The sequence below is a fragment of the Kitasatospora phosalacinea genome, from assembly GCF_000716545.1.
Lineage (GTDB): Bacteria > Actinomycetota > Actinomycetes > Streptomycetales > Streptomycetaceae > Kitasatospora > Kitasatospora phosalacinea.
This window is the reverse complement of sequence record NZ_JNWZ01000096.1, coordinates 1-11,070: the sequence shown is the minus strand read 5'-3', so window position 1 is coordinate 11,070 and position 11,070 is coordinate 1. Positions and strand designations below refer to the sequence as shown.

Sequence of the window (11,070 nt, the reverse complement as noted above, 5' to 3'; positions counted from 1 at the left end):
AACCACAGGAGTCCATGCCGTGCACCAGTCCCGGGAGTCGCACCCCGACCAGGGCCCGTCGGCCGCGCCGTACCCGGCCGGGCTGGTCGCCGCCCGCCGGCCCGCCGCGATCGAGTCCCTCGCGGAGCCGGGCGGCGCGCTGGACGGCACCGTGGTGGACGGCAGCGAGGCGGACAGCGGGCCCATCGGGCGGCTGGCCGGCACGGTGGAGCAGCTGCGCCGGCAGCTCGACGAGGCGCAGGCGCACGCCGCGGGCCGGTCGGTGGTGGAGATGGCGGTGGGCATCCTGGTGGAGCGGCTGCGCTGCGGGCCGACCGAGGCCGCCGGGCAGCTGCGGCTGCTGGCGGAGCAGGCCGGTTCCACTCCCCTGGAGCTCGCCGCCGGCCTGGTCAACCAGGCCGCCGCGGACAAGATCTCCGAGGCCGCCCAGGAGTTCGTGGCCCGGACGGCGGACCCGGTCTCCTCCGGGGTCGGCGTCCGGCTGCGCAACACCGAGGCGGACGCGCTGAGCGGCAGCGACGCGGCGGCGGCGGCCCGGGCCATGCTGGAGCACGCGCTGCGCCCGCTGGGCGCGGTCGCCGTGGCGATCTGGGCGGCCCGCCCGGACCTCTCGCTGTCGCTGGCGGGCAGCGCGGGCTTCGCCGAGACGGAGGCCCGCCGGTGGCGCCACGTGCCGCCCGGGGTGGTCACCGCGGCCCGCCGGGCCCTGGACGGGCGCGCGCCGGTGGCGTACCGCACCCTCGCCGACGCGGCCGTCCCGTCGATCGGGCAGCACGAGGCGAGCGGCGGCCGGATCGCCGTCCCGGCGGGGGTGGGCGGCCGGCTGATCGGCGTGCTGGAGGTGTGCTGGCGCGAGGACCTGCCGGAGCAGTCGCAGTCGTTGCAGCGGCAGTTCGAGGCGCTGGCCGAGCTGTGCGCGGCCACCCTGGAGACCTGGGCCGGGGACGGCCCGGAGGAGGCCCCGGCGACCGGGCGGCTGGACGAGCTGGCCCGGCTGGTCGACGGGCTGCTCGACCCGTGCATGGTGCTGGAGCCGGCCGACGACGGCTTCCCGCCGCGCTTCGTGATCCGCCACGCCAATCCGGCGTTCGTGGACTTCGCGGGCCGCCCGACCGGTGCCATCGTCGGCTCGCCCCTGCTGGAGGCGTACCCCCTGGCCGCGCAGGAGGGCAACCTGCTGGAGGCCGTGGAGGACGTCCACGCCACCGGGACGCCGTTCCGGGACCCGCGGATGCGGCTGGCCGCCCTGGTCGACGGGGTGCCACTGATCACCGACGCGTACGTGTCCATCAGCCGGCACGGCGGCCACGTCACGGTGCTGTGGCGGCTGGCCGACAACACCCCGAAGATCGCCCGCCTGCTGCACCACGCGCAGCGGCTGGGCCGGATCGGCGGGTTCGAGGAGGACCTGGACGCCCGCCAGGTGGTCTGGAACGACACGCTGTTCGAGCTGTACGGGCTGCCCGCCACCGCGCGGCCGATCGCGCTGGAGCGGCTGCCCGACCACACCCACCCGGACGACCGCCACGCCGTCGACCGCTTCCTGCGCACCCTGCTGCACCACCGCCGCCCGGCGTCCACGGCCTTCCGCCTGCAGCGCGCGGACGGCGTGACCCGGCACATCCGGGTGGTGGCCGAGCCGGTCCACGACCCGTCGGAGCGGCTCAGCGCGATCCGCGGCGCCTACCAGGACATCTCGGCCCAGCACTGGACCGAGGTCGCCCTGGCCGCGACCCGCGACCAGCTGGCCCAGACCGAGCAGCAGGTCGCCGAGCGGCACCGGCTGGTCCGCCAGCTCCAGCACGCCATCATGCCGCCCAGCACCGGCCCGCGGACGCTGAACAACCTGGACGTGGCGGTGCGCTACCGCCCCGCCGAGAAGGACCACCTGGTCGGCGGGGACTGGTACGACGCGCTGCCGCTGCCCTCGGGGCAGGTGCTGGTGTGCGTGGGCGACGTCGCCGGGCACGGCATCGAGGCCGCCACCGGGATGGTGGCGCTGCGCAACGCGCTGCGCGGGCTGGCCGCCACCGGGGCCGGTCCGGCCCAGCTGCTGGCCTGGCTGAACAGCGTGACGCACCACCTGACCGACAACGTCACGGCCACCGCGGTCTGCGGCCTGTACGACCCGGAGCGCCGCCTGCTGCGCTGGGCCCGGGCGGGCCACCTCCCGCCGGTGCTGCTGCGCGGCGGCAGCGCGCAGTGCCTGCCGCAGGTGGACGGCCTCCTGCTGGGCGTGCTCGACCAGGCCGAGTACCAGGAGAGCGAGATCGAGCTGCGGCCGGGCGACCGGATCGTGATGTACACCGACGGCCTGATCGAGCGCCGCGACCAGGGCCTGCACGCCTCCCTCGCCAACCTGGTGTCCCTCTCCGAGGCGGCCCCCCGCGAGGGCGCCACCGCGCTCGACGCCCACCTGGACCACCTGCTGCGCTACAGCGGCGCCGACACCGACGACGACACCTGTCTGGTGGGCATCGAGGTGCGGTAGGCCGTCGCCGGCACCCTCACCGCCGACGACCGGCGGCCGCGCACGTGTGCGGATCGGACGGTCGGGCAGACGCGGACCGGATGACGTCCGAGGAGGGTGAGATGGCTGACGCGATCGTGATCGGGTCCGGTCCCAACGGGCTGGTCGCGGCCAACCTGCTGGCGGACGCGGGCTGGCACGTCGTCGTGCTGGAGGCGCAGGACGAGCCGGGCGGGGCGGTGCGCAGCGACCGGGGGGTGGATCCGCGGTTCGTCTCCGACCTGTTCAGTTCCTTCCACCCGCTGGCCGTCGCCTCGCCGGCGATCCGGGGGCTGGGGCTGGAGGAGTTCGGGCTGCGCTGGAGCCGCGCCCCGCTGGTGCTGGCCCACCCGCTGCCGGACGGCCGCTGCGCCGGTCTGTACCAGGAGGACGGGGCACCGGACGCGGACGACCGGCTGGAGCGGATGTTCGGCGCGGCCGACGCCCGGGCCTGGCGCCGGTTGGGGGAGCGCTGGGACGAGTTGGAGCCGCACTTGGTGAACGGTCTGCTCACGCCGTTCCCCCCGGTGCGGGCGGGGGCGGCGATCGCGGCCCGGTTGCGGGCGGCCGGGCTGCTCGACCTGGCGCGTTTCCTGGCCCTGCCGGTGCGGCGGCTGGCGGAGGAGGAGTTCGAGGGCGACGCACCGGGGATGCTGCTGGCCGGCTGCGCCCTGCACGCGGACCTGCTGCCGGAGGCGGCGGGCAGCGGCGCGTTCGGGTGGCTGATGGCGATGCTGGGCCGGCGGCACGGCTGGCCGGTGCCGGTCGGCGGGGCGTCCGCGCTGACCGGGGCGCTGGTGCGCCGGCTGGAGTCCAGGGGCGGGGAGGTGCACTGCGGGCAACCGGTGCGGGAGGTGGTGGTGCGGCGCGGGACGGCGCTCGGGGTGCGCACCGCGGACGGCCGCGGCCACCGGGCCGTGCGGGCCGTCCTGGCGGACACCTCCGCGACCGCCCTGTACGGCGGCCTGATCGGCTGGGAGCACCTGCCGGCGTCGCTGCGCCGGGACATGGGCCGCTTCCAGTGGGACTTCGGCACGGTGAAGGTGGACTGGGCGCTGCGCGGCCCCGTCCCCTGGACGGCGCCCCTGGCCGGCCGGGCCGGCACCGTGCACCTGGGCGCGGACATGAACGAGCTCGGCGACTTCGCGCACCAGGTGCTCACCGGGCGGCTGCCCGCCCGTCCCTTCGCCCTGTTCGGGCAGATGACGGTGGCCGACCCCAGCCGTTCGCCCGCCGGTACCGAGTCGGCCTGGGCCTACACGCACGTCCCGCAGCGGATCAGCGCGGACCTGGGGCCGGACGGCATCACCGGGCGGTGGGACGAGCGCGAGGGCGAGGCGATGGCCGACCGCGTCGAGCGGCAGGTGGAACGGTTCGCCCCGGGTTTCCGCGACCTGATCGCCGCCCGCCGGGTGCTCACCCCGCCCGTGCTGCGCTCGCTCGACGACAACCTGGTCGACGGCGCCCTCAACGGCGGCACCGCGGCCCCGCACCAGCAGCTGTTCCTGCGGCCGACCCCCGGCACCGCCGGGGCGCGCACCCCGGTCGCCCGGCTCTACCTGGCCTCCGCCTCCGCCCACCCGGGCGGCGGCGTGCACGGGGCGTGCGGCGCCAACGCCGCCCGCGCCGCGCTGAACGCCCACCGCCGCTCACCGGCCCGCTTCCTGGCGGTGGGCGGCCCGATCACCCGGCGCGGGTCGCACCGCTGACCCGCCCTCCCGAAGGGAACGGATCCATGGCACAGCGCCAACGTCTGGTCCAGGCCACGCCCGAGCAGGTCTGGGGCCTCCTGGCGAACGCCCGGAGCTACGCGCAGTGGGTGGTCGGCACCCAGGACGTCCTGGACGCGGACGACCACTGGCCCGAGGTCGGGGCCCGCCTCAAGTTCCGGGTGGGCGTCGGTCCGGCCACGCTGGAGGACACCTGCGTGGTGCGGATCTGCGAGCCCGGCCGCCGCCTCGAACTCGAAGCCGCGGCGGACCCGTTCGGCACCGCCCGGATCGCCTTCTCCCTCACGCCCTGGGGCGACCACACCCTGCTGATCCTCGACGAGCACCCGCTGCGCGGGCTCGGGGCGCGGTTGGAGAACCCGCTGACCGAGTTCGTCCTGCACCTGCGCAACCGCCGGCTGCTGTCCAACCTCGCCCGCAGCGCGGCCGACCGCTCGCACTCCCCCTCCCCCGCCTTCGACGGGGCGCGCCGGTAGCGGCCGCTACCGCTCGTAGGGGAAGCGGGCGGGCTCCGGCTCCCGGGCGAAGAAGGTCTTGGCGCGGGCCAGTGCCTCCTCGTCCGCCAGGACCTGGCCCGGGCTGCTGGCGTTGCCCAGCAGGACGCCGCCGAAGCGCATGCCCATGTACGCGGCGGAGTGCTGGAGCGTCAGTTCCAGCGGGCGGGCCACCTCCTGCTCGGCGTGCGCCATCGCGGTGACGCCCCACAGGGTGCGTCCGGCCATCTTGGCGCGGAACTCCGGGTCGGGGGTGCGCAGCCACTTCGACCAGTGGTCGAGGTAGCGCTTGGCGGCGGAGGAGAGCGAGTACCAGTACAGCGGCGAGGCGATCACCAGGTCGCTCGCCCCCAGCGTGGCCTCCAGCAGCAGCGCCTCGTCCCCGGTGGTGGTCTGGGACTGCGGCCCGCCCGGCGCGTGCCGCGCGTCGACGTACTCGGGCAGGTCGAGGGAGGCCAGGTGCAGCCAGCGCTGCGCGGTGCCGGCCGGGAGCTGCTCGGCGGCGGCGCGGGCCAGTGCCTCGGTGTTGCCGCCGGTGCGGGCGCTGCCGAGCAGGAACAGGAACGAACGGGGTGTCATCTGGGGCTCCGGTGCTGGTCGTTCCGGTCGGGCGGCGGCCGCGCCGGAGGGCTGGGGGGACGGTCGCCTTGCCCCAACCCCCGGCGGGCCGCCGGCATTCCTCGGGTGCCCGTCAGGCCTTCAGGCGCAGGGTGCCCAGGTGTTCGGGGCGGATCAGCCGGGTGCGCGGGGAGAGTTGGCGGACCTGGGCGAGGAGGCCGTCGAGGTCCATCCCTGGGTCCTGGACGGCGGGGTCGGCGAGCGGCGTCTCGAAGGTGTCCCAGTGCACCGGGACGACGGTGCGCGGGAAGTCGAGCGCCTGGAGCAACCGGGGCACGTACCGGTGGGTGATGCGGGCGGTGCTCTCGACGGCGATCATCGCGACGTCGGGCCGCAGGCCGGCGTGGGTGTGCTCGACGAAGTCGCTGGCGCCGGTCAGCAGGGTCGACGGCCCGTCACCGATCCGGACCTGGAAGGCCAGGGTGTCGCCCTCGACGAGTTCGCCGATCGTCGCGGGCGGCGCCGCGGGCGGCGCGGTGAGCGTGCCGGGCGCCCAGTAGCGGTGGGTGGCGTTGCGGCTGTGCAGGCTGGCCACCACCCGCACGGTGTATCCGCCGAAGTCGAGGACCTCGCCGCCCTTCACCACGATCAGCTGGGCCGGTGCCACGCCCATCGCCCGCAGCAGGTGGCAGGTGGTGGCGGTGCCGACCACCTGCACCCCGCGGCTCTTCGCGATGTACGGGACGTCGTTGAAGTGGTCCCAGTGGCTGTGGCTGACCAGGACGAGGTCCGGTTCCCCGATGTGCCGGTCGACCACGTCGGTGGCCACGGTGAGCGGGGTGGAGGCGTCGAAGCCGTGGGTGGGGAAGCGGGTGAGGTACGGGTCGAAGAGCACGGTGTGCCCGTCGCCCTCGATCCGCCACCCGCTGTTGCCGAGCCAGGTGAACGCCGTCTCGGTGCCGCCGCCCGGCGGTTGCGGTCGCGGCTCGTCCGCGGCGGCCGTGGGGACGGCTCCGGCGACCGGGAGGAGGGCGGCCCCCGCGACCGCCGTCCGCAGGAGTCCGCGTCGTCCCAAGGTGTTGTCACTCATGCCCCGGTAGGACGTCGGTCGTGTGCCGCCGGTTCCGGTGCCGGATCGGTCGGCTCCGGACGGCACGTCATCGGCTTTGGCGGGCATGCGGGTTGACGGGGCGGCAGCGGCCCGGCCCGGAGGCCGGCACCGGGCCGGAGCAGTTGGGGACATACCTGTGTATCTCCTCCGAAACAGGGCAGGCGGGCGGCACGGACGATCCGACCCACGGAGTGAGGAGCAGCCTTGAACGACTATGCGAATCAGGGGAGTTGGGAGTCGGAACCGCATTCCGGCCCGGCGGGTGCCGCCGTCCGGAGCGTGCGGACCGGAGCCGCCGAGGGCGCGCACGTGGTGGCCGACCGCGCGGGCGAGGTCGCGGGGACGGTCGAGGAGCAGGCCGCCCAGGTCGCCCAGGAGGCGCTCGCGCAGGCCCGTGACCTGCTCGACGAGGCCCGCGGCCAGGTGCGGGGCCAGGCCCGGGAGCAGACCGAGCGGCTGGCGGAGAACGTCCGCCGGCTGGCGGAGGAGCTGCGGGAGATGGCCGCGCACGGCAAGCCCGACTCGACGGCCGCCGTCGCGGTCGCCCAGCTCGCCGACGGCGGCCGACGGGTGGCCGACCACCTGCAGCGGCGCGGCCCGGACGGGCTGCTGGAGGACGTGCAGGACTTCGCGCGCCGCCGACCCGGCCTGTTCCTGGCGGGAGCGGCGCTGGCCGGGTTCGCGCTCGGCCGGGCCGGCAAGGGCGTCGTCGCGGCCGGCGGCCCGTCCGAGCACGACGGCCGTGACGGTCGTGACGGCCGTGACGGTCGCGACCAGTACGACGGGTACACCGGGTACGGCGACCGGGACGTCCGCACCGGCGACGAGGGCCGGGACGGGACGTGGCCGGACCGGCCGGGCGTCGTGGCGGCTCCGGTGAGCGCCCCGCCCTCCGTGCCCCCGGCGGTCCCCGGCACGTCCGACCCGTACGGCGGGGCCCCCGCCTACCAGCCCAACCCGCGCCACGCCGAGGCCCCGGGCCACTCGCCGGAGCCGGGCCACGTCGAGGACCCGCGCCACGGCCAGTTGCAGGGCCCGCTCCCCGGCCAGGGCCAGGAGCAGGACCCGTTCCACGGCCTGGGGCAGCAGCCGCCGGCCCGGGGGGTGTGAGCCATGCCCGCACCCTTCACCGACCACCGGTCCTCCGGGGACCCGACCACCGGCTACCGCACCGCCGGCTACCCCGGGGCGGGCGACCCGGGCCGGACGCCTCCGCCGCCGGAGCAGCCGCCCGGCTCCGCCGAGCGGGGCGGGCACGAGTCGCTGGGCGACCTGATCGGCGAGATCACCGGCGACCTGAGCCGCCTGGTGCGCGACGAGATCGAACTCGCGAAGGCCGAGATCAAGCAGGAGGCGACCAAGGCGGGCAAGGCTTCCGGCATGCTCGCCGGCGCCGGGTACGCCGGTCACATGGCGGTCGTCCTGGGCAGCCTGACGGTGGTCTTCGCGCTCGCCGCGCTGATGCCCCCGGCGTGGGCCGCGCTGGTGGTCACCGTCCTGTGGGCGCTGGCCGGGGCGGTGCTGTGGAGCGCCGGCCGCAAACGGCTGAAGGACGTCCGGCTCAAGCCCGAACAGACCGTGGAGACCCTGAAGGAGGACGCCGCATGGGCGCGACACCCGATGAGCTGAGGAGCGAGGTCGAGGCCCGCCGGGCGCACCTGGCGCACAACGTCGACCGGCTGGCCGACCGGATCACCCCCAGCCGGGTGGTGCACCGCCGGGCCGACGCCGCACGCCGCACGATGACCGGGATCAAGGAGCGAGTGATGGGACCCGTCCACGACAGCGCCGCGTCGACCCGCCACGCGGCGGCCGCCACCGGTGACACCGCCGCCCAGCTGGGCCGCACCGCGCAGGAGGGCGCCGCCCAGCTGGGCGAGTCCGTCCGGCGGGCGCCCGAGCAGGTGCGCCGGCGGACGCAGGGCAGCCCGCTGGGCGCGGGCCTGGTGGCGTTCGGCGCGGGCCTGCTCGCGGCGGCGCTGCTGCCCACCAGCCGGGTCGAGGAGCGGGGCGGCGAGCGGCTGCGCGAGCACCCGGAGCTGTTGGAGCCGGTCAAGCGGGCCGCCCTCGACGCCGCGCAGGACGTCCGGGACGACCTGCGCGACCCGGCCGCCCGGGCGGTGCGGTCGGTGGAGGACGCCGCGCGGCAGGCCGCCGGTACCACGGCGTCCGCCGCCCGCGACGCCGGGCAGCACGCGGCCGAGGAGCTGCGGGCCACCGGCCGGGAGACCGCCCACGACGTGCGGGACGGCGTCCGCGGCCGCCCGGACGAGCACCGGCCCTCCTGACCGGCCCGGCGCGGCAGAGCGGTGCTACTTGTCGAGCAGGCCCACCGCGTGGGCGATGACCAGCAGCGAGGTGATGAGGGCGGCGATGCTCTCGACGGCCATCAGGGCCTTGGCCCGGGTGGAGAGCGGCATGGTGTCGGTGGGGCTGAAGGCGGTGGAGTTGGTCACCGAGACGTACAGGTTCTACGTTCACCCATCCGGTGTCAGGAGGATAGCGGCTCCCGGCCCGGCGAGCGAAGGAGTTCAGGGGATTCCCCACGCTACCGACGACAGCGCCGGCATCTCCTCCCCTGTACCGCTGACCTGGGAGAACCGGTGCTCAGGCAGCGGCTGCCACAGCAGCAGCCCGACAGCCGGCGCCAAGACGACCAGCTTCACCGCGTGATCGGCACCGACCAGCCGCAGAGACCTCCGTTCCCGGATACCAGCAGGTGGGCCAGGGTGTACTCGGGCCGATGCTGCTTTTGGTGACCTTGCCTGACGACTCGTCACCACCGATTCACCGGCCGGGACGACACCAGTGGCAGCACAGCACAACATCGTGTCCCTGCCGGAAGAACACCCGGCCGGGCACCTGACTCCAGGTGACCGTCGGCAGCGCCAAGTCCCATGGGTATCGGCGTACCACTCGACGGCCTCCCCCACCATAGGCGTCAGCGGGATCCACCGGGCCAGGTGGATTTCCACGCCTCCAGTACAAGGTTCACCGCCAGGCGGTCACTGACGCCGTCCTTCCCCCCTCAGCCAAGTCCGAACCCGGCAGGAAGTACAGCAGTGCCGACAGGGCCGATCCGCACTCTTCCGCGGGTACGACGAAAGAGCGCGTCAAACAGCAGGCCGCGCTCGCACGGAAGGGCATCATATCCCAGCATCTGGTGGACCACCGCACCGGCAGACCCCCGCTCGAGCGGGGAGGACAGGACCGCGGCCACGGTCTTGTGCCCGAAGAACGGCAGCCCCCCGCTCGCGCGGGGAGGACCTTTTGACCTGCACCGGGTCTGTACGGTGACCGGCTCCGTCCCGTAATCGGTGGTGACGCTGTGTGGTGATCATTGGAGGAGGATGCGGTGGCGGAGCAGGGGGAATCCGGCTCGGCCGTGCATCTGTCTCATGATCCGCTTGGTTCGGGTGTTGACGCCTTCGGTTCGACCGTTGCTGTAGGGGAGGGTGGGTCCGGCGTCGACGGCGGCGCGGTCGAGTTCGAGGCCGTTGGCGAAGGAGTGCAGCTGAGGGAGGCGGGCGTTGCGGACCCGGGTGATCCAGTCGGTGAGCCGGGCGGCGTTGCCCTCGGCCGGTGTCAGCAGCGTGGCGAACTCGCCGACAAGGATGGCGAGTTCGGTCATCTCGGGGCAGGTCTGGGTGAGTTCCCGCAGGAGTGAGGTGTCCTTGTCGCGGAGGTTCTCGGGGCGGGTGAGCAGGAGTCGGGCGAAGTGCTTCGGGGTGGTGACGGGCCTGTCGCCCTCGGCGCGGCCCTGGTTGAGGTAGCGGACCAGGAGGTTCGCGCTGCCGGTGCAGCCGAGTTCCTTGATTTCGCGCAGGAGGTGGGTGACGGGCGCTGCGGGGTCCTCGGCCCTGCGTCGGCGCAGGTGGTCGCGGTAGGGGCCGACGAGCGTGGGCTGGTAGCGGGGCGCGCGGCGCTCTGCGGTGGGCTCGTTCATGCGGGCGTACCGCTTGACGGTGTTCAGCGCGACGTCGAGACGGCGGGCGCATTCGAGCAGGCCGACGCCCTGGCCGAGCAGGTCGTGGACCTTGTGCCGGCGTTCGCGGGTGGTCTGCTCGCGCATGCCACCGGGTCGGACGGGGTTCACGGCGGTGGCCCAGCAGGCGGCGTGGGGGCGGACCTCGGCCAGGACCCTGTCGCACAGGTTCGTCCAGAGGTGCCATCTGTCGCTGACCTGCACCGCGTCGGGCAGGGCTTGGCGGATCGCCTCGCCGTAGGAGCCGGATCCGTCCCGGCAGACCATCTCGATCCCGGGGTGCTCGCGCAGCCACGCGGTCAGGGTCTGGGCGGTGCGGCCGGGCAGGACGTCGATCCGCTCGCCGGTCTCGGCGTCGATGACCACGGTCGCGTAGCGGTGCCGGCGCTTGAGGGCGAAGTCGTCGACGCCGAGCACGCGCGGGACGCGAAGGGGCGGCAGTGTCTGGCGCATCGGCAGGCGCAGTGCGGTCGAGCGGGAGATTGCGCACGTCAGCGAGTGGGAGAGGCGGGCGCCCGCCCGGCCCGCCAACTCCTTTACCACAGCGCAGAGTTGGTCGGAAAGTCGTCTGGTGCGGCGCTGGTAGCGCTCCACGACGCCGGGGACCTGCTCGCGGAACGTCTGCCGCGGGCAGCCGAGCACCGGGCACACCAGCCGCCGCAGCCGCACCGACACCACCACCC

General features: G+C 75.0%; 10 protein-coding genes. 6 read left to right on the top strand and 4 right to left on the bottom strand.

The features are described 5' to 3' along the window. Positions 1-19 precede the first annotated feature (19 nt). The 3 genes from OO48_RS31870 (at position 20) to OO48_RS31860 (ending at position 4,715) form a co-directional block, all read left to right on the top strand. The gene (locus tag OO48_RS31870) at positions 20-2,491 is read left to right on the top strand and encodes a SpoIIE family protein phosphatase (RefSeq protein ID WP_033222672.1); all 2,472 of its coding nucleotides are present in this window, start codon (positions 20-22) and stop codon (positions 2,489-2,491) included. Positions 2,492-2,592: 101 nt separating this feature from the next. Then, positions 2,593-4,218 carry a phytoene desaturase family protein gene (locus OO48_RS31865; RefSeq protein ID WP_063830791.1) on the top strand — a complete coding sequence of 542 codons (1,626 nt, stop codon included), beginning with the start codon at positions 2,593-2,595 and terminating at the stop codon, positions 4,216-4,218. Positions 4,219-4,244: 26 nt separating this feature from the next. Then, on the top strand, positions 4,245-4,715 hold the full coding sequence (locus OO48_RS31860) for an SRPBCC family protein (protein WP_106970466.1): 471 nt from the start codon (positions 4,245-4,247) through the stop codon (positions 4,713-4,715). 6 nt (positions 4,716-4,721) lie between these two features. On the opposite strand, the gene OO48_RS31855 is transcribed toward OO48_RS31860, so the two are convergent. Continuing rightward, positions 4,722-5,312, bottom strand: a complete 591-nt coding sequence (locus tag OO48_RS31855) for a flavodoxin family protein (RefSeq protein ID WP_033222671.1) — start codon at positions 5,310-5,312, stop codon at positions 4,722-4,724. A 112-nt stretch (positions 5,313-5,424) separates the two neighbouring features. Beyond that, positions 5,425-6,381, bottom strand: a complete 957-nt coding sequence (locus OO48_RS31850) for an MBL fold metallo-hydrolase (protein ID WP_033222668.1) — start codon at positions 6,379-6,381, stop codon at positions 5,425-5,427. Between the two features lie 300 nt (positions 6,382-6,681). Here OO48_RS31850 and OO48_RS35585 point away from each other — a divergent pair, with 300 nt between their 5' ends. From OO48_RS35585 to OO48_RS31835, 3 genes are read left to right on the top strand one after another with little or no spacing between them, the layout of a single operon-like run. Beyond that, a complete protein-coding gene (locus OO48_RS35585; RefSeq protein ID WP_051733262.1) occupies positions 6,682-7,512 on the top strand; it encodes a hypothetical protein in 831 nt (276 codons plus the stop codon). 3 nt (positions 7,513-7,515) lie between these two features. After that, the gene (locus OO48_RS31840) at positions 7,516-8,031 is read left to right on the top strand and encodes a phage holin family protein (RefSeq protein WP_081952540.1); all 516 of its coding nucleotides are present in this window, start codon (positions 7,516-7,518) and stop codon (positions 8,029-8,031) included. Further along, entirely contained in the window at positions 8,007-8,690 is a 684-nt protein-coding gene (locus OO48_RS31835; protein WP_051733260.1) for a DUF3618 domain-containing protein, read from the top strand. Before OO48_RS31840 ends, OO48_RS31835 begins: the two co-directional genes overlap by 25 nt. 24 nt (positions 8,691-8,714) lie before the next feature. On the opposite strand, the gene OO48_RS38700 is transcribed toward OO48_RS31835, so the two are convergent. Further along, positions 8,715-8,858 carry a hypothetical protein gene (locus tag OO48_RS38700; protein WP_157845593.1) on the bottom strand — a complete coding sequence of 48 codons (144 nt, stop codon included), beginning with the start codon at positions 8,856-8,858 and terminating at the stop codon, positions 8,715-8,717. 881 nt (positions 8,859-9,739) lie between these two features. Beyond that, positions 9,740-11,070 (bottom strand): ISL3 family transposase (locus OO48_RS31830; RefSeq protein ID WP_033222666.1); only part of this gene is annotated, 1,331 nt, incomplete at its 5' end.

What these genes read in the sequence shown, in the direction of transcription:
- OO48_RS31835 (WP_051733260.1), top strand. Translation starts at nt 8,007, where the DNA reads ATGGGCGCGACACCCGATGAGCTGAGGAGCGAGGTCGAGGCCCGCCGG.
- OO48_RS31865 (WP_063830791.1), top strand. Translation starts at nt 2,593, where the DNA reads ATGGCTGACGCGATCGTGATCGGGTCCGGTCCCAACGGGCTGGTCGCG.
- OO48_RS31850 (WP_033222668.1), bottom strand. Translation starts at nt 6,381, where the DNA reads ATGAGTGACAACACCTTGGGACGACGCGGACTCCTGCGGACGGCGGTC.
- OO48_RS31855 (WP_033222671.1), bottom strand. Translation starts at nt 5,312, where the DNA reads ATGACACCCCGTTCGTTCCTGTTCCTGCTCGGCAGCGCCCGCACCGGC.
- OO48_RS31860 (WP_106970466.1), top strand. Translation starts at nt 4,245, where the DNA reads ATGGCACAGCGCCAACGTCTGGTCCAGGCCACGCCCGAGCAGGTCTGG.
- OO48_RS31840 (WP_081952540.1), top strand. Translation starts at nt 7,516, where the DNA reads ATGCCCGCACCCTTCACCGACCACCGGTCCTCCGGGGACCCGACCACC.